Annotated in this window: 18 protein-coding genes; 5 read left to right on the top strand and 13 right to left on the bottom strand. The window is 71.9% G+C overall.

The genetic code is table 11. The annotated features are described in order from the left end of the window. Positions 1 to 70 precede the first annotated feature (70 nt). Complete coding sequence (locus ACWEV3_RS21435; protein WP_452615576.1) at positions 71 to 751, top strand: YqeB family protein; 681 nt, start codon at positions 71 to 73, stop codon at positions 749 to 751. A gap of 36 nt (positions 752 to 787) precedes the next feature. On the opposite strand, the gene ACWEV3_RS21430 is transcribed toward ACWEV3_RS21435, so the two are convergent. Then, positions 788 to 1180 carry a glyoxalase superfamily protein gene (locus ACWEV3_RS21430; RefSeq protein ID WP_452615575.1) on the bottom strand — a complete coding sequence of 131 codons (393 nt, stop codon included), beginning with the start codon at positions 1178 to 1180 and terminating at the stop codon, positions 788 to 790. A 121-nt stretch (positions 1181 to 1301) separates the two neighbouring features. On the opposite strand from ACWEV3_RS21430, the gene ACWEV3_RS21425 reads away from it, so the two are divergent. Continuing rightward, positions 1302 to 2591, top strand: coding sequence for a hemolysin family protein (locus ACWEV3_RS21425; RefSeq protein ID WP_452615574.1), 1290 nt, complete (start codon positions 1302 to 1304; stop codon positions 2589 to 2591). A 142-nt stretch (positions 2592 to 2733) separates the two neighbouring features. Here ACWEV3_RS21425 and ACWEV3_RS21420 read toward each other — a convergent pair whose 3' ends face one another. The 7 genes from ACWEV3_RS21420 to ACWEV3_RS21390 form a co-directional block, all read right to left on the bottom strand. Continuing rightward, positions 2734 to 2892 carry a hypothetical protein gene (locus ACWEV3_RS21420; RefSeq protein ID WP_165968129.1) on the bottom strand — a complete coding sequence of 53 codons (159 nt, stop codon included), beginning with the start codon at positions 2890 to 2892 and terminating at the stop codon, positions 2734 to 2736. A gap of 66 nt (positions 2893 to 2958) precedes the next feature. Next, the gene (locus ACWEV3_RS21415; protein ID WP_452615573.1) at positions 2959 to 3603 is read right to left on the bottom strand and encodes an ABC transporter ATP-binding protein; all 645 of its coding nucleotides are present in this window, start codon (positions 3601 to 3603) and stop codon (positions 2959 to 2961) included. Next, on the bottom strand, positions 3597 to 4541 hold the full coding sequence (locus ACWEV3_RS21410; RefSeq protein ID WP_452615572.1) for an ABC transporter ATP-binding protein: 945 nt from the start codon (positions 4539 to 4541) through the stop codon (positions 3597 to 3599). Before ACWEV3_RS21410 ends, ACWEV3_RS21415 begins: the two co-directional genes overlap by 7 nt. Further along, a complete protein-coding gene (locus tag ACWEV3_RS21405) occupies positions 4538 to 5452 on the bottom strand; it encodes an ABC transporter permease (protein ID WP_452615571.1) in 915 nt (304 codons plus the stop codon). The genes ACWEV3_RS21410 and ACWEV3_RS21405 overlap by 4 nt, the downstream gene beginning before the upstream one ends. After that, positions 5445 to 6419, bottom strand: coding sequence for an ABC transporter permease (locus ACWEV3_RS21400; protein ID WP_452615570.1), 975 nt, complete (start codon positions 6417 to 6419; stop codon positions 5445 to 5447). The genes ACWEV3_RS21405 and ACWEV3_RS21400 overlap by 8 nt, the downstream gene beginning before the upstream one ends. After that, positions 6416 to 8005, bottom strand: a complete 1590-nt coding sequence (locus ACWEV3_RS21395) for an ABC transporter substrate-binding protein (RefSeq protein ID WP_452615569.1) — start codon at positions 8003 to 8005, stop codon at positions 6416 to 6418. Before ACWEV3_RS21395 ends, ACWEV3_RS21400 begins: the two co-directional genes overlap by 4 nt. A 154-nt stretch (positions 8006 to 8159) precedes the next feature. After that, positions 8160 to 8837: a DUF2848 domain-containing protein gene (locus ACWEV3_RS21390; RefSeq protein ID WP_452615568.1), complete on the bottom strand. Its 678-nt coding sequence runs from the start codon at positions 8835 to 8837 to the stop codon at positions 8160 to 8162. Between the two features lie 116 nt (positions 8838 to 8953). On the opposite strand from ACWEV3_RS21390, the gene ACWEV3_RS21385 reads away from it, so the two are divergent. Continuing rightward, entirely contained in the window at positions 8954 to 10243 is a 1290-nt protein-coding gene (locus ACWEV3_RS21385) for an MFS transporter (protein ID WP_452615567.1), read from the top strand. A 155-nt stretch (positions 10244 to 10398) separates the two neighbouring features. On the opposite strand, the gene ACWEV3_RS21380 is transcribed toward ACWEV3_RS21385, so the two are convergent. Further along, positions 10399 to 11025, bottom strand: a complete 627-nt coding sequence (locus tag ACWEV3_RS21380; protein WP_397529338.1) for a GntR family transcriptional regulator — start codon at positions 11023 to 11025, stop codon at positions 10399 to 10401. A 334-nt stretch (positions 11026 to 11359) separates the two neighbouring features. On the opposite strand from ACWEV3_RS21380, the gene ACWEV3_RS21375 reads away from it, so the two are divergent. Further along, on the top strand, positions 11360 to 12151 hold the full coding sequence (locus ACWEV3_RS21375) for a carbon-nitrogen hydrolase family protein (RefSeq protein ID WP_452615566.1): 792 nt from the start codon (positions 11360 to 11362) through the stop codon (positions 12149 to 12151). 42 nt (positions 12152 to 12193) lie between these two features. On the opposite strand, the gene ACWEV3_RS21370 is transcribed toward ACWEV3_RS21375, so the two are convergent. Next, positions 12194 to 13120 (bottom strand): CPBP family intramembrane glutamic endopeptidase, encoded by a 927-nt coding sequence (locus ACWEV3_RS21370; RefSeq protein ID WP_452615565.1) that lies wholly within the window; start codon positions 13118 to 13120, stop codon positions 12194 to 12196. 175 nt (positions 13121 to 13295) lie between these two features. On the opposite strand from ACWEV3_RS21370, the gene ACWEV3_RS21365 reads away from it, so the two are divergent. Next, on the top strand, positions 13296 to 13874 hold the full coding sequence (locus ACWEV3_RS21365; RefSeq protein ID WP_452615564.1) for a Uma2 family endonuclease: 579 nt from the start codon (positions 13296 to 13298) through the stop codon (positions 13872 to 13874). A gap of 7 nt (positions 13875 to 13881) precedes the next feature. On the opposite strand, the gene nadC is transcribed toward ACWEV3_RS21365, so the two are convergent. The 3 genes from nadC to nadA are packed head-to-tail and all read right to left on the bottom strand — an operon-like array spanning position 13882 to position 17341. Then, entirely contained in the window at positions 13882 to 14730 is an 849-nt protein-coding gene (gene nadC, locus ACWEV3_RS21360; RefSeq protein WP_452615563.1) for a carboxylating nicotinate-nucleotide diphosphorylase, read from the bottom strand. After that, on the bottom strand, positions 14727 to 16328 hold the full coding sequence (locus ACWEV3_RS21355; protein WP_452615562.1) for an L-aspartate oxidase: 1602 nt from the start codon (positions 16326 to 16328) through the stop codon (positions 14727 to 14729). Before ACWEV3_RS21355 ends, nadC begins: the two co-directional genes overlap by 4 nt. Then, the gene (gene nadA, locus ACWEV3_RS21350; RefSeq protein WP_452615561.1) at positions 16325 to 17341 is read right to left on the bottom strand and encodes a quinolinate synthase NadA; all 1017 of its coding nucleotides are present in this window, start codon (positions 17339 to 17341) and stop codon (positions 16325 to 16327) included. The genes ACWEV3_RS21355 and nadA overlap by 4 nt, the downstream gene beginning before the upstream one ends. Between the last annotated feature and the right edge of the window lie 27 nt (positions 17342 to 17368).

The raw sequence follows: 17368 nt of genomic DNA, 5'->3' as shown, positions 1-17368 counted from the left end.
CCGAGGCTCAACCGGCACCCGCACCGCCACGCAGGACGAGCCTGGGAACAGCCATTTGGATAATGGCGGTATGGCCGCCGAACCTGCCACCACCGTGGCCGAGCACCGATTCATCCGGCACGGCACCTGGCTCATCTGCCCGTTGCTGGGCGCGCTGCTGATCTGGCTGCTGCGGATGGCGGCGGGCTGGGTCGCCGGGCTGCCGTGGGCTCCGTTCCAGGGCGTCTTCGAGCTCGCCGCGTCGGTGCCCGATCCGTGGGGCACCGTCGGCGCCGTCGCCATCGGCTTGATCATCGGGCTCGGCTTCGCCGGGCTGATGGCGCAGGAGCGGTTGACCGTCACCGTCGAGCCCGAGCGGGTGACGCTGGCCGTCGGCAGCTCGGCTCAGCACATCGCGCGCGACGAGATCGGCTCCGTGTTCCTCGACCGCAAACACCTGGTGGTGCTGGACGAATCCGGCGCCGAGCAGGCCCGGCAACCGTCCGATTTGGACTGGACGAAGCTGCGCCGGGCGTTCGTCGAGCACGGCTACCCGTGGCGGGAGAAGGACCCGTTCGCCGGCCACTACGCCCGGTGGATCGAGGACACGCCGGAACTGCCGCTGCGGATCAACGCGCTGATGGCGGCCCGCGACCGCGCGCTTCGCAAGCGCGACCGAAAGGAAGCGGCACTGCTGCGCACCGAGCTCGCCCAGCACGGAATCCTGGTGCGCGACGAGAAGAAGCACCAGTACTGGCGCGCCACCAGCTGAGCTCGTGAGTGGTTCATCCGGTAGGAGCCCGAATTCTCACCCACGTGCCTGCTGGAGGGTGACGCGGTTGCCCTCGCTGTCCAGGAACGTCGACCACCAGCCCCACGGCTGCCGGACCGGCGGCTCCGAGAACTCGACGCCCTTCGCCGACAGCTCGCGGTAGGTCTGCTCGATGTCGTCGGCGTACAGGAAGAACGTGGCCGACGGAATTCCGTCGTAGACCGGGAAGATCGCCTGGTCGGTCTCGCTGGCGCTCAAGATCAGCGTCGAAACGCCGTCGGGCGCGGTGACCTCGACCCAGCGGTTGCCCTCGTCGTCGTACGGGGCGTCGGTGGTGACGGTGAAGCCCACTACCTCGGACCAGAACCGCTTCGCGCGCTGCTGGTCGCGCACCGGAACGACGACCTTGCTGATGCCCTGGACGACCATGAATGCTCCTCCCGTTCGGCTGATCACATCATGGCCGTCGGCGTCGCGGGCCGCAGGCGATCGCGCGTTTCGGCAGCGATCGCCGGAGGCTCGCGTCCACCGCTGGTGGAACAATCGGAAGATGGACGGTGTTGTCTGGAACCTCGCGCTGGTGCTGCTGTTCGTGCTGTTCGGCGGCTACTTCGCGGCGGCCGAGATCGCGCTGGTGTCGCTGCGCGAGAGCCAGGTCCGCAAGCTCGCCGAACGCGACCGGCGCGGCGCCCGGGTGGCCAAGCTGCGCGCCGACTCCAACCGGTTCCTCTCCGCGGTGCAGATCGGCGTCACCTTCGCCGGGTTCTTCGCCTCCAGCTACGGCGGCGCGACGATCGCGGTGCGCCTGGAACCGATGCTGGCCGGGTGGGGCCTGCCGATCGGCCTCGCCGCGTCGGTGGCCCTGGTGCTGGTGACGCTGTTCGTCTCGTACCTGTCGCTGGTGCTCGGCGAGCTCGCGCCCAAGCGGCTGGCGTTGCAGAAGTCCGAGGGCGTCGCACTGGTCACCGCCGCTGTGCTGGACCGGCTCGCGACGCTGTTCCGGCCGCTGATCTGGTTCCTGTCGAAGTCCACCAACGCGGTGGTGCGGCTGCTGGGCATCGATCCGCGCGCCGATGCGGACAAGGTCAGCGAGGAAGAACTGCGCGACATGGTGCGCACCAACGAGCAGCTGACCATCGAGGAGCGGCGGCTGCTCAGCGACGCGTTCAAGGCCACCGACCGGGTGCTCGGCGAGGTGATGGTGCCGCGCACCGAGGTCGACTTCCTGGACCGCACCACGCCGCTGCCGGAGGCGATCGCCGAGGTGGCGGGCAAGCCGCACTCGCGGTACCCGGTCATCCGGGACACCGCCGACGACATCGTCGGGTTCATCCACGTCCGGGACCTGCTCGCCACGACCCACGGCGGCCACGAGGCGCGCACGGTCGGCGACCTGACCCGGCCGGTGACGGCGCTGCCGGCCAGCAAGCCGGTGCTGGCCGCGCTGTCGCAGATGCGGCGGCGCGGCGGGCACCTGGCCGTGGTGGTCGACGAGTACGGCGGGACCGCGGGCATCGTCACCGTCGAGGACCTCGTGGAGGAGGTCGTCGGGGAGATCTGGGACGAGTACGACCCCAGCGCCGCGCCGGTGCGCCCCAAGGGCGACGGGAGCTTCGAGGCCGACGGCCTGCTGCACCGCGCCGATTTCGAGCAGCAGACCGGGATCGCGCTGCCCGACGGCCCCTACGACACGGTGGCGGGTTTCGTGGTCAGCCGCCTGGGCCGCGTCCCGGCCGAGGGCGACTCCCTGGAGGCCCTGGGGCACCGCTTCACGGTCCGCACGATGGACGGCCACCGCGTCTCCCGGCTGCTGGTCACCAAGCTCCCCGAGGAGCAGTGACCCGTGCCGGAGGTTCGCAGTTTCAATTGAAACTGCGAACCTCCGGCGAGTCGGACCACGACACGCCGGAGGCTGTGGACGACTTCCGCGATTTCAATGGAAATCGGACCTCTGATTTCCATTGAAATTGCGGACATCCGGGTCAGGACAGCAGCAGGAAGAGGGATCCCACGACGATCCCGATGACCACCACGACCGCCGCGGTGATCATGAGCGCCCGCATCTTGGGGCGGTCGTCGCGGACCTCGGTCTGGGCCCGTTCCCGCCACTGCATGAAGGTCGTGCCTTCGCCCTCGCTCAACGTCGACTCCTAGGGTCCGTCGTCACTTGCCGAGCGGTCCCCCGCGACCGCGTTCGCCCCACCATGTCATATCGCCCCGCCGCCGAGGCGAACCACGTGCACCGCCCAATGCCCCAGCAGGTCCTCGTCGTGGCTGATCGCGAGCACCCCGGCGCCGTGCTCCTCGACGCGCCGGTTCACCACCCGCACCAGCGCCGCCGTGGTCGACGCGTCCAGCATCGCGGTCATCTCGTCGCAGATCAGGTACTCGGGCCGCAGCGCCAGCGCCCGCGCCAGGCAGGCCCGCTGCAGTTGACCGTCGCTGACCTCGTGCGGTCGCCGCGACAGCAGCTCCGCGGTCAGCCCCACTTCGTCGGCCAGCTCGCCGACGTCGCCGTCGGCGCCGGTGGCGCGCAGCGGTTCGGCGATGATCTCGCGCAGCGTGAAGCGCGGATCCACGGCGGGCCGCGGATGCTGGAACACGATGCCGATCGCGGTCCGCTGCGCCCGCGGCGTCGCGTGCCGGAAGCCGGTGACCGGTTCGCCGTCGAGCACCACCCGCCCGGACCACGGCTCGTGCAGCAGCCCGAGGATCCTGGCCAGCGTGGACTTCCCGCACCCGCTCGGCCCGGCCAGCCCGACCACCGCACCGGCCGGGAGGTCCAGGTCGACGCCGTCGAGCACCGGTTCGCCGCGCCGGTAGCCGGCGACCAGGCCGGTCGCGCTCAGCACGGCGGGTGCGCGGCGACCCACCGGTCGCCGAGTTCGAGCAGTTCCGGATCTCCCGTGCAGGGCCCGAATCCGGGCACGTCCGGACAGCGTTGGCAGAACACGCAACCCCATTCCTGTTCGAGGCGGGCCAGTTCGGTGAGGGCCGGCGGATGGCCCGGGATCGGCTGGAAGCCGCCGTCGGGCAGCGCGCCGAGCAGCCCAGCGGTGTACGGGTGCCAGGGCTCGGCGAGCACTTGCTCCGCGGGGCCCGCCTCGACGATCCGGCTGGCGTACATCACCGCGACGTCGGTGGCGACCCGGCGGGCGGCCGCGAGGTCGTGGGTGATCAGCAGCACCGCGCGGTCCTCGGCAGCGGCCTCTGCGAGCAGGTCCACGGTGCGGTGCACCAGCGGCCGGTCCAGACCGGTGGTCGGCTCGTCGGCGAGGATGATCCGCGGGTCGCCGGCCAGCGCCAGCGCCACCGCGACCCGCTGCGCCATCCCGCCGGAGAGCTCGTGCGGGTACCGGTCCAGGTCGGCGGGGTCCAGCCCGACGCGCTCGGCGAGCTCGTCTGGCCCGGCCGCGCCGTCCAGCGCCCGGATCGCCTCGACGAGCTGGCTGCGCGCGGTCCGCACCGGGGTCAGGTGGGTGCCCGCGGACTGCGGCACCAGGCCGACCTGCCGGCCGCGGACCTGCCCGGCCAGCACCGCTTCTGGCGCGGCCAGCAGCTCGATGCCGCCGGCGAGCACGGCCGCGCCGCGCACCTGCGCGTTGCCGGGCAGCAGGCCGAGCAGCGCGGAGGCCAGCACCGACTTGCCGCAGCCGGACTCCCCGACCAGCGCGAGCACCCGGCCCGGGCGCAGCCGCAGCGTCGCGTCGGTCACGGCCCGCACCTCGGTCCCGCGACCCAGCAGGAACCGCACCGAGAGCCGGTCCAGTTCGAGCAGCGGTTCGCTCACAGCGCCAACTCCGATCGCCGTCGCGGCACGACCCGGTCGCGCCAGGTGGCGGCCAGCCCGGACACCGCCAGCGTCGTGAGCACCAGCAGCACCGACGGGAACAGCACGATCCACCACGCGCCGAGCAGCACCGCTTCCCGGCCGTCGCCGAGGATGTTGCCGATGCTGGCCAGGTGCGGCGGCAGGCCGAGGCCGAGGAAGCTCAGCGCGGTTTCGTGCCACACCGCGTGCGGCACGAGCAGCACCGCCGACAGCGCGGCCTGCGGCACGATCGCGGGCAGCAGGTGCCGCCGCAGGATCCGCCACCGCGACGAGCCGCCCGCGATCGCCGCGTCGATGTGCGGCCGCTGCCGCAGCGACAGCACCTCCGAGCGCACGATGCGCGCCACCGTCGTCCAGTGCGTGAGGGCGATGGACAGGATCACCGCCACCAGGCTGCCCCGGTACAGCGCGACGATCACGATGCCCAGCAGCAGGTGCGGCACCGAGTTGACGGTGTCGACCAGGCGCATCAGCAGCCTGTCCGGCCAGCCGCCGGCGCTGCCCGCGATCGCGCCCACCAGCGAACCGAGCACTGTGGACACGACGGCGCTGATCCCGGCCACCAGCAAGGAGATCCGCAGCCCGGCCAGCGACTGCACGAACAGGTCCCGGCCGCCGGAGTCGGTGCCGAACGGGTGCGCGGGGCCCGGCGCGAGCCGGATCGAGTCGTAGCGCACCGATTCGCTGCCGAACACCGCGGGCACCGCGATCGCGGCCAGCACCAGCAGCGCGAGGCCGCCCAGCGACACCCACAGCCGGGCCTTGGGCCGGGCGCGGGGCGTCCCCGCGCGCCCGCGCCCCGCGGCGCGCCACGGACCGGCCGATTTGGACGGACGGGCGGCGGTGCCGCGCACGGATTCGTCAGCCATCGGCGGCCACCCTCGGGTCTAGCACGATCGCGGCGATGTCGGCGAGCAGCGAGCCCAGCAGCACCGCCGCCGTGGCCACCAGCGTCAGGATCGCCAGCAGGGGGTAGTCGACGGCGGTCGCGGCGGTGACGACGGCCGCGGCCAGGCCCGGCCAGGAGAAGACCTCCTCGACCAGCACCGCCCCGGTGACCAGCTCCGGAACCCGCGCGCCGATCAGCGTGACGAACGGCAGCAGCGCGGTCGGCAGTGCGTGCCGCAGCACGACGACGCGTTCCGCGAGGCCGCGCGCCCGCGCCCCGGTCACGTGGTCCTCGGCCAGCGACGTCAGCATCGACTGCCGGACGTGCAGCACCAGCCACGGCGACTGCGAGATGCCCAGCACCAGCGCGGGCAGCGCCAGGTGCTTCGCGACCTGTCCGAACGACACCGCGGTGCCCGCGTCGGTCAGGCCCGCCACCGGCAGCCAGCCCAGGCCCAGCGAGAACACCGCGATCGACAGCAGCGCCAGCACGAACGGCGGCACGCCCTCCAGCGCGTGGCCGATGGCGGTGACGAACCGGTCGATCCAGCCGCCCTGCCGCCACGCCGCGACGGTGCCCAGCGCCAGCGCGATCACCACGGCCAGCGCCAGCCCGGTCACGGCCAGCAGGATCGTCCACGGCAGCCGTTCCGCGACGACCTGCGCGACCGGCTGCCGGAACGAGCGGGACACGCCCAGATCGCCGCCGAACACGCCGGTGGCCCACTGCCAGAACTGCACCAGCACGGGCTCGTCGAGCCCCAGCCGGGCCCGCACCGCGGCGACGTCGGCGGCCGACGCGCCGAAGATCTCCACGCCGTAGTACTGGTGGATCGGGTCGAACGGGGATGCCGCGGCGAGCAGGAAGATCCCGAACGCGACGATCACCAGCACCGGTACCGCGAACCCGATCCGCCGCAGCACCAGGCGGCCGATCGCGCGGCTCATGCCTGCGGCTTCCAGGTCTCGATGTTCCACCACGGGCCCCAGGTGGTCCCGTGCACGTGCGGCTCGACGGGCGGCTGGTAGCCGGACCACTCGCCGTCGCGCATCACGTAGCTGTGGTCGATGAACGCCAGGTACACCAGGCCCGGGTCGGCGACGTAGGCGCGCTGCGCCTGCTTGTAGAACTCCGCCCGCTTGGCCGGATCGAGCTCTTGGCGGCCGCCGTCGAGCGCGGCGTCCACCTCGGCGTTGCGGTACTTGCCGGGGTTGTTGTACGTGCCGGTGCCGATGACCGAGGAGTGCAGGCTGGCGTAGGCCTGCGGGTCGGGGTCCATCGGGTTCCCGCCGCCGAGCACGATCCCGTCGGTGGCCAGCCGCCCGGCCACCGCCGAGCGGTCCACCCCGGCGAGCTCGACCTGGATGCCGATCGTCTTGGCGTCCGAGGCGAACGCGCGGGCCAGGTCCTTGCGCAGGCTGTCGTCGGCGAAGTACATCACCGTGAACTCGGCGCGGACCCCGCCCCGCTCCCGGATGCCGTCGCCGCCGACGCGCCAGCCGGCGTCGTCGAGCACCTTCGCGGCGCGCTGCGGGTCGAAGTCGAACCGCGCGGCGGGCTCGTAGTTCGCGCCCATCGACTCCGGGATCGGGGCGTAGGCGGGCTTCCCGTGCCCGCCCAGCAGGGCCTGGATCATGCCTTCGCGGTTGACCGCGAGGTTCAGCGCCTGCCGGACGGCCCGATCACCGGCGACCGGGTGCTCGTTGGGCAGCGCGATGCTGCGGTAGTCGGCGGTGCTGTGGTGCACCGTCCGGTACCCGTCGCGGCCGACGCTCTCGGCCAGCACCGGCGGCAGCACGGTGCCGTCGAACTCGCCGGCGGACAGGCGCTGGGCGCGGGTGTTGTCGTCCTTGGCGAAGACGACGGTGACCTTGCCGATCGCGGGCGCGCCGCCCCAGTAGTCGGCGTTGGCCTCCCAGGTCATCTGGTCGCCCTGGCGCCACTCGACGAGCTTGTAGGGGCCGGTGCCGACCGGCTTCGTGTTCAGCGGCGAGCTCTCCTGCGGCTTGGGCTCGGCGAGCTGCTCGTTCGGCACGATGCCGAGCACCAGCTTCGACGGCCAGGCCGCGTAGGGGATCTTCAGGTCGAACTGCACGGTGTGCGGGTCGAGCGCGCGGACGCCGGCGAGCATGTCGAAGTCCGACGAGACCGTCGAGGCGTAGGCCGGGTCGATCGCGGCCCGGTAGGTGGCGACGACGTCGTCGGCGTCGAAGGCCGTGCCGTCGTGGAAGCGGACGCCCTCGCGGAGCTTGACCGTCCAGGTCTTGGCATCCGGCGTGGACTGCGGCACCTCGCTGGCCAGCGCCGGGCGCAGCGCGGCCTGGCCGTCGAAGGCCAGCAGCCCGTCGTAGAACTTCGCGGCGCCTTCCACGCCGTAGCCCAGCAGCGGGTTCAGGCTCTCCGGCTCGAAGCCGTCGGCGAGCAGCATCGACCCGGGATCGCCGGTGCCCGGCGCGGAGGGCGCGGCGCAACCGGCCCCGAGCAGGCCCAGGGCGACCGGAACGGCGACGAAGAAGGCACGACGATTCAGCACTCCTGAACAATAGGTGCTGTTGCAAGTAGTTCTCAATAACCTGAGATCTTGCTCGCCGGGCCGGCGCAACCGGGCCCGCCGCGCCGGTGGCGGTTTCGCGCGAAATCGCCGGCCTCCCGCACGCGGGGCGACGATTTCGCGCGAAAGCGTCGGCTCACGCCACCGGCTCGGGCATCCGGCTGACCCGGTACTCGCAGGCGATGACGTCGCCGGTCTTCGGGTCGCCGAGCTCGACCCGCCAGGAACCGGCGAACTGGTCGACGGCGGCGTCCATCGGGATGGTGCCCGACAGCAGCACGGTGCCCGGCTTCAGCAGGCCGCGTTCGCGCAGGTCGTCGAGCCAGAACTGGGGCGTGAGCAGCTCCGCCAGGGTGCCCCGCTGGATCACCTCGCCGTCGGCCCACGCGGTCAGCGTCAGCTCGTCGAGCCGGTCGGCGACGTCGACCAGCCGCCAAGCCTTGCGGCCCAGCACGTCCGGGCCGGCCTGCTTGCTCCACGCGACGCCGTGCACCTCCAGCGCCCGGTCGGTGTGGTCGCAGGCCACGGTCAGCAGCACGTCCCGTTCCTCGGGGCCGGCGACGACCAGCGCCCACTCCGCCTCGCCCGAGGTGCGCTCGTGCTGCGCGGGCACCTCGTCGGCCTGCATCGCCAGGTAGGGCGCGACCGGGTAGAGGCACGGGGTCTTCGTCGGCGCGGGCACACCGAGTTCGGCCAGCTCGGCGACGTGCGCCGCGACATCCTCCTGGCTGCGCCCGGCGTAGCCGCCGTTGAGCAGGGCCGTCACCGACACCTCGACGAGCTCGCCGTTGACATCGAAACTCAGTGGAAACAAGATGTCCTCCAACGTCCGCATACTGGTTGTATACATTTGGTGTATCACAGTACCCCGGTGGTCGGCATCCACGAGCCGAACGACCCCCGGGAGCCCGGCACAGGAAATGGACCCCGATGACCCAAGCGCTATCCACGCCGGCCCGGCCGGCCCGCAAGGACCTGATCAAGGCCTTCGTCGCGAGCCTCAGCGGCACCTCCCTGGAGTGGTACGACTTCGCCGCGTACTCGGTGGCGTCGGCGCTGGTGTTCGGCCAGCTGTTCTTCCCCAGCCACGACCCGCTGTCCGGCACGCTGCTGGCGTTCTCCACCTACGCCGTCGGCTACGTCTCCCGGCCGCTGGGCGGCTTCGTGTTCGGCCGGCTCGGCGACGTGCTGGGGCGCAAGCAGGTGCTGGTCATCACCCTGCTCATCACCGGCATCTCCACCGTCTTCATCGGACTGCTGCCGACGCACAGCCAGGTCGGCGCGCTCGGCGCCGTGCTGCTGGTGGTGCTGCGCTTCGCGCAGGGCGTGGGCATCGGCGGCGAATGGGGCGGCGCGGTCCTGCTGTCCAGCGAGTTCGGCAGCGAGAAGCACCGCGGCTTCTGGGCGTCGGCCGCCCAGATCGGCCCGCCCGCGGGCAACCTGCTGGCCAACGGCGTCCTGGCGGCGCTCGCGGCGCTGCTCACCCAGGAGCAGTTCATGTCCTGGGGCTGGCGGGTCGCGTTCCTGCTCTCCGCCGTGCTGGTGCTGTTCGGCCTGTGGATCCGGGTGAAACTGGAGGAGACCCCGGTCTTCAAGGAGCTGCAGGAGAAGGGCGAGCAGGCCGGGGCGCCGGTGCGGGACGTCTTCACCCGCGAACCCCGCGCGCTGGTGTCGGCGATCCTCTCCCGCGTCGGCCCGGACGTGCTCTACGCGCTGTTCACCGTATTCGTGCTCACCTACGCCACCCAGCAGCTGAACATGCCGAAGAGCTGGGCGGTCACCGGGGTCATGCTCGGCTCGACGCTGCAGCTCGTGCTGATGCCGCTGGCCGGCGCGCTGTCGGACCGGTGGGGACGGCGGAAGGTCTACGCGGTGGGCGCGATCGGCGCCGGCGTGTGGCCGTTCGTGTTCTTCCCGATGGTCGGCGGCGGCTCGGCGGGGCTGCTGATCTTCGGCGTGATCATCGGCCTGGTCTGGCACGCGCTCATGTACGGGCCGCAGGCGGCGTTCGTGTCCGAGCAGTTCAGCCCGGCGCTGCGTGCCACCGGATCGTCCCTGGCGTACACCCTGGCGGGCGTCATCGGCGGCGCACTGGCGCCGCTGCTGTTCACCTACCTGTTCGCCTCGTTCGGCACCTGGTTCGCCCCGGCGTGCTACCTCACGGCGACCTGCGTGGTGACCCTGATCGGCCTGTCCCTGGGCCGCCGGAACGCGCAGTGACCTGCCCGGTCTTGCCTGAAATCGGAAACCCCGCCCGCCGGGAGGCCCGGGGGTGGGGTTTCCGATTTTGCCTGAAATCGGGCGCTTCCCAGCCGGGAAGCCCGGGTGATGCGGGAGCGGGGTTCCCAACTTCGCCCAAGACCGGGAACCCCTCCTCAGCCCGCGAGGACGACCTGCTGCGTCGCCGTCAGGTGCTCGGTGATCGCCTTCGTCGCGGCCTCCGCATCACCCGCGGCGAGCGCCGCGAGGATCGCCTCGTGCTCCGCGAGCACCGCCTTGCGCCGTCCGCTGACGCTGAACAGCGCCACGATGCCCGCACGGATCTGGCGGGCCCGCAGCGCGTCGTAGGTCTTGCTGAGCATGTCGTTGCCGACCGCGCACACCAGCGCGGCGTGGAACCCGTGGTCCCGGTCGATGAACGCGCGGGCCTGGTCGTCGCCGCCGAGCTCGCGCTGGGCGTCCAGCTCGGCGCGCATCTGCTCCAGCGGCACCGCGTCCAGCTCGACGGCGCGGCGGGCCGCGTAGCACTCGATCATCGTGCGGATCTCGAACAGCTCGCGGATCTCCCGGCCGCCGACCGGCGCGATGTAGGCGCCGCGCTTGGGCACGAGCTGCACCAGCTCCTCTGCGGCGAGCAGCAGCAGGGCCTCGCGGATCGGCGTGCGGGACACCCCGATCTCGTCGGCGAGCGCCTGTTCGTTGACGAACTGCCCCTGCATCGACGGGTCGCTGAGGACCGTGTCCTTGAGATGGTCGTAAGCCAGTTCGCGTCCCGACGGCAACGAAGACCCCCTGTGTGAAATCTAGCTGCATGCATATCGCTGGTATACAAACATCGTAACGGGTGAGCGCTGGAGGGAGTTTCAAATGTCGTTCTTCTTTGAAGCGGCGCCAGCCGCTTAGCCCACCTACGCAACTCGCACCGCCGCGGGTTCTCAGACGGTGCCCGCCCTTCTGGGCTACTGGGCGAGGCCAGTCCCCGACGCCGCGTATTGGTCATACGTAAGTCGGGGATCCCACAGTCCAGACGGCGTCTGTAACTCCCGCAGGGGGGCCGCCACCCGCACCGCTACGCAAGACGAGTTTGGAAACAATTCCTGAAGGATGGTTGTGGTTATGCGGATTGCTCTCTGCCAGATCGTTTCCGGCCCGGACCCCAAGGCGAACCTGGAGCTGGTGGCCGACTACGTGCGGCGGGCCGCCGACGCAGGCGCCGACCTCGCGGTCTTCCCGGAGGCGACGATGGCCTGCTTCGGGATCAAGCTCGGGCCGCTGGCCGAGCCGCTCGACGGTCCGTGGGCCACCGAGGTGCGGCGGCTGGCCGAGGAAGCCGGCATCGCCGTCGCGGCGGGCATGTTCACACCCACCGAGGACGGCAGGGTGACCAACACGCTGCTGATCACCGGCCGCGGCGTGGACACCTCCTACGACAAGATCCACCTGTTCGACGCCTTCGGCTTCGCCGAGTCGGACACCGTCGCGCCGGGTGAGCAGCCCGTGGTGGTGGACTTCGGCGGCACCAAGGTCGGCTTCACGACCTGCTACGACGTGCGCTTCCCCGGCCTGTTCACGGCGCTGGCCGACAAGGGCGCGTCGGTGATCGTCACCTCGGCGTCCTGGGGTTCCGGCGAGGGCAAGCGCGAGCAGTGGGAGCTGCTGGTGCGCGCCCGCGCGCTGGACTCCACGTCGTGGGTGGTGGCCTGCGACCAGGCCGATCCGCGCAGCGTCGGCCGGGAGCCGAGCGGCAAGGCCCCGACCGGCATCGGCTACAGCCTCGCGGCGACCCCGCTGGGCCAGGTGCACGCGCAGCTCGCGGACGCCCCCGAGATCCTGGTCGTGGACATCGATCCGGCCGCGGTCGAGCAGGCCCGCCGAGCCATCCCGGTCCTCGCCAACCGCCGCTTCTGAAGTCCCGCCTTGGAGGGCGCCTTCCCGCTCGGAAGGCGCCCTTCACCCGGCCTGCGAGCGGGCGAGCTTCCGGCGGTAGACGAGCGCGGCGAGCACCGCGGCGACGGTCAGGACCGCGGTGGTGAGCAGGCTTCCTTCGATGCCGAACCCGCCGCCGGTGAGCAGGGGCGCGCTGCCCGGCGAGCCGCCGATCTCCAGCACGGTCGTCCGGATGTCCATTCCGGACACTTCGATGCCGTACACGTTGCCCTGCCACCAGTTCCACACCGCGTGGAACGCGCACACGCCCCACAGGCCGCCCTCCGCCAGTGCCCAGAACGCCAGCACCACGGCGATCAGCAGGATGTTGACCAGCGCGATCACGCTGACGCCTGCGTTGACGCCGTGCAGCGCGGCGAACACCAGCGCCTGGAAGGCGATCGCGGCGACCAGGCCCCACTTCCGGTAGGTGACCTGCATCAGGTAGCCGCGGGTGAGGATCTCCTCGGTGCCGGCCTGCACGGCGAACCCGATCAGCGCCACGAGCGCGCCGCCGATCTGCGCGGCGCGCACCGAACCGATCTCGAACTGCCCGCTGAGCACGTTGATGCCGACCGGCACGGACAGCAGCACCACCGCCACCGCGGTCCCGAACGCCAGGTGCGCGCCGATGCGCGAAGCGGGGAAGAACCCGACGGAGCCGAAGGGCCGCCGCTCCTTGACCCGGATCCACAGCGCCAGCAGGCCGGAGGCCCCGGCGAAGCTGAGCATCAGCGCCAGCTGGGTGGTCAGCCCCAGCTCGCCGCCGACCAGCGCGCTCATCGGCAACCCGAACGCCGAGACCAGCACCACCCCGGCGACGGCCTGCCCGACGAGCAGGCAGAACAGCACTACGAGCAACCCGACCACGGGCCCGGTGGGCCGCTGGGCCCGGTAGATCCCGCCCAACAGCGGAGAAGGCAGAACCCGCTCGGGCTGAACCGCAGTCATCAGTCCTCCATCTCGATCGGCCGACCCACGGCACCAATCATGCCCAACATCCGCAGCGCGAACACCCTCGGTAGCATTTCGTGACTCCAGGTGAAGAAATCGCCGTGCGAGGTCCCCGTCGACGAGGCGTAATAGCTACGCTGGCCCAGTACCCGTGAGGAAGAGGGGTTCGACAATGACCGCGCTGCCCGACTGGATGGTGCTTCCGCCTGGGGGGCTCAGCGCCGAGGAGTACGAAGCGCTGCCCGAAGAAGTGTGCCGCCGCCTCGAGATTGTCGATGGAGCCATCGTCGTGACTCCTGCCCCCCGCCGCCTGCACCAGATCATCGCGCGGCGCCTCGCGAACGAGCTCGAACTCGCCGCCGGAACCGAGCTCACCGTGGCCACGGACGTCGATCTGCGGCTGCGGGACGTACCACTGCTCAACCGCAGACCAGACGTCGTCGTGTACGACTCCGCACTGCCGGACGACGCGATCCTGCGCCCCCAGCACTGCCTGCTGGTGGTCGAAGTGATGTCACCGGGCTCGGTGACAGCCGACCAGACCGACAAACCACCCGCCGAGTACGCCGCCGCGGGCATCGAGCACTTCTGGCGCTTCGAGAGCGCCCCCGAGGACGAACGGCAGCTAACCGCGTTCCGCTACCGCCTCGACCCCACCACGCGGCTCTACGCGCCGGCCGGGGTGGACACCGGCAAGCTGGCGGTGTCCGACCCCGTCGAGCTGCGCATCGAATTCGAGTCGCTGCTGTGACCGGTGATCACATGTCCAGGCCGAGGTCCAGGGCCGGGGAGGAGTGCGTCAGGCCTCCCACCGACAGGTACTGGACTCCCGTCTCCGCGTAGGCCCTCGCCACATCCAGCGTCAGGCCGCCCGATGCCTCCAGCTCCGTTCGCGGCGCCGCCGCTCGGACCCGGCGCACCGCTTCCGCGCACTGCTGCGGGGTGAAGTTGTCCAGCAGGACCAGCGCCACGTCCTCCGCCAGCACCTCGTCGAGTTCGTCCAGAGTGGACACCTCGACCTCCATCGGCAGGTCCGGCGCGTGCTCCCGGCAGGCCCGCACCGCCGCCACCGCCGAGCCCGCCGCGACCACGTGGTTGTCCTTGATCAGCACCGCGTCGCCGAGGCCCATCCGGTGGTTGACACCGCCGCCGCAACGCACCGCGTACTTCTGCAGCACCCGCAGGCCCGGCAGCGTCTTGCGGCTGTCCCGGATCCGGCAGCCCGTGCCCTCGACCGCCTCGACCCACGCGGCCGTCGCGGTCGCGATGCCCGAGAGGTGGCACAGCAGGTTCAGCGCCGTGCGCTCCGCCGTGAGCAGGCCGCGGACCGGTGCTTTCACCCGCAGCACGCAGTCACCGGGCTCCAGCACGTCGCCGTCGGCCCGCTCGGAGAGCACCGCGTAGGCGTCCGCGCCCAGCACCTCGTCGAGCACCAGCCGCACCAGCGGCAGGCCCGCGACCACGCCGGCCTTGCGGGTGTTGAACCCCGCCTCGGCGACCGCGCCGGCCGGGACCGTCGCCGCGGTCGTCGCATCCGGCCCGTAGCGCAGGTCCTCGGCCAGTGCCATGCGCACCACTTCGCGCGCGTTGTCCAGATCGATGGTCATGCCGCCCTCGCAATCCCGGCCGCGGTGTGGATGAGGCACCCCGAGGCGTCCAGCCGGAGCACCGTGCTGCGCCGCCAGCGCAGGTCGTCGGTGTCCGGGAAATCCGTTCGGCGGTGGCAGCCGCGCGACTCCGCGCGTTGCCTGGCCGCCGCCAGCAGTGCCTGCGCGGTCAGCAGCAGCGAGGAGTCCTCGACCGCCTGCCGATTCCGAAGTGGACGGACGATGGCCGCCCGGTCCAGCTCCTTCGTCGCGGTCGCCAGGCCCTCGTCGTCGCGCTCGATGCCGGCGTACCGGCTCATGGTGCGCTGCAGCAGATCCCGGTCGACCACCGCCATCGCGGACTGCAGGGCCGCGCCGGCGGGCTCGCGGTTGATCAGCCCGCAGCACAGGTCCTTGGCCACCGCCTCGGCCGCGCGCCCACCGACCACGAGGCCTTCCAGCAGGCTGTTGGACGCCAGCCGGTTCGCGCCGTGCAGCCCGGTGCACGCGACCTCACCGGCGGCGTAGAGCCCGGTCACGGCGGTGCGACCATCCACGCTGGCCACCACGCCCCCGCAGGAGTAGTGCGCGACGCTGGCCACCGGGATCGGCTCGCGGACCGGGTCGATCCCGGCCGCCCGGCACGCCGCGTGGACCGTCGGGAACCGCTCGGCGAACCCGGACCCGATGCTCGTGGCGTCGAGGAACACGTGCTCGGCGCCGGTTTCGGCGGCCCGCCGGTTGATCGCCGCCGCCACGACGTCGCGCGGCGCGAGGTCGGCGAGCGGGTGCTCCCCCTCCATCACGCGCCGCCCGTGCACGTCGATGAGCACCGCGCCTTCGCCGCGCACCGCCTCGGTGATCAGCGGCCGCCGCCCCCGCGGCCCGCCCGGCGTGTATAGCACCGTCGGGTGGAACTGCACGAACTCCAGGTCGGCGACGGAGGCACCGGCCCGCAGCGCGAGCGCGATTCCGTCCGCAGTGGACACTTCGGGGTTGGTGGTCGCGGCGTAGAGCTGGCCGAGCCCGCCGGTCGCCAGCAGCACCGCCGGGGCGCGCAGCACACCCGGCCTGTTCTCGGCGTCCATCGCGACCGCGCCGACCACGGCGCCGCTGTCGCCGCGCAGCAGCTCGACGACGCAATGCTGCTCCAGCACCGGAATCCCGCCGCCGCGCACGGCTTCGGACAGCGCGCGCTGCACCTCAGCGCCGGTCGCGTCGCCGCCGGAGTGGATCACGCGGAACGCGCTGTGCCCGCCCTCGCTGGTGCGCGCCAGCTCGCCGTCCGGGCCCACGTCGAACCGGGCGCCGGTCGCCTGCAGCCGCGCGATCGCCGCCGCGCCGTCGGCGAGGATGTCCCGCACCGCCGGGCGCCAGCACAGCCCGACCCCTGCGGTCAGCGTGTCCTCGACGTGCTCGCGCAGGCTGTCGCCCGGGTCGAGCTCGTCGGGCCGGACCACGGCGATGCCGCCCTGCGCCCAGCTCGTGTTGCCCGCCGTCGCGGAGTCCTTGCTGACCACCAGCACCCGCAGGCCCAGTTCGCGGGCCCGCAGCGCCGCCGTCAGACCCGCGACACCCGTGCCGACGACGAGTAAGTCCGCGCCCGCTTCCCAGCTCATTCGCCGCCTCCCGGCTTGCCGATCGCGATCATCCGCTCGACCGAGGCCCGCGCGCGGTCGGCGACGTCTGCCGGCACGTGCACCTCGTCGGCGCCTTCCCGCAGGCAGCGCAGCAGCGCCGCGGGGGTGATCATCTTCATGTAGCGGCAGGATGCCCGGTCGTTGACCGCGCGGAAGTCGATCTCGGGGGCGGCGCGGCGCAGCTGGTGCAGCATGCCGATCTCGGTGGCCACCAGCACCGAGCGCGCGCCGGTCTCCTTCGCCGCGGTCAGCATGTCGCCGGTGGACAGGATCTTCACCCGCTCCTTGGCGACGGTCCCCTCCCCGGCCAGGTAGAGCGCCGAGGTGGCGCAGCCGCACTCGGGGTGGATGAACAGGTCCGCGTCCGGGTTCGCCGCCGCGCGGGCGGCGAGCTCGGGCCCGTTGATCCCGGCGTGCACGTGGCACTCCCCGGCCCAGACGTGCAGGTTCTCGCGGCCGGTCTCGCGCTTGACGTGCGCGCCCAGGAACTGGTCCGGGCAGAACAGCACCTCGCGGTCGGCCGGGATCGAGCGCACCACGTCCACCGCGTTCGACGACGTGCAGCAGATGTCGGTCTCCGCCTTCACCTCAGCGGTGGTGTTCACATAGGACACGACGACCGCGCCGGGATGTTCGGCCTTCCAGGCGCGCAGCTCGTCCGCGGTGATCGAGTCGGCCAGCGAACAGCCCGCCCGGGCGTCCGGGATGAGCACCGTCTTCTCCGGGCCGAGGATCTTCGCGGTCTCGGCCATGAAGTGCACGCCGCAGAAGACGATCGTGCTCGCGGAGCTGTTCGCCGCGATGCGGCTGAGGGCCAGCGAATCGCCGGTGTGGTGAGCGACGTCCTGGATCTCCGGCAGCTGGTAGTTGTGCGCCAGCAGCACCGCGTCCCGTTCGTCGGCCAGCCGGCGCACCTCGCGCGCCCAGTCCGCGGTGGGCTCCACCCCGGTGTAACCGGTGTCGGTCCGCTCCCAGGTCGCAGTCGCGGCCATGTCGTCCTCCTCGCCGGACCCTCCGGG

This window comes from Saccharopolyspora sp. NPDC003752 (assembly GCF_053605825.1).
This window is presented reverse-complemented; position numbering and strand designations above follow the sequence as displayed.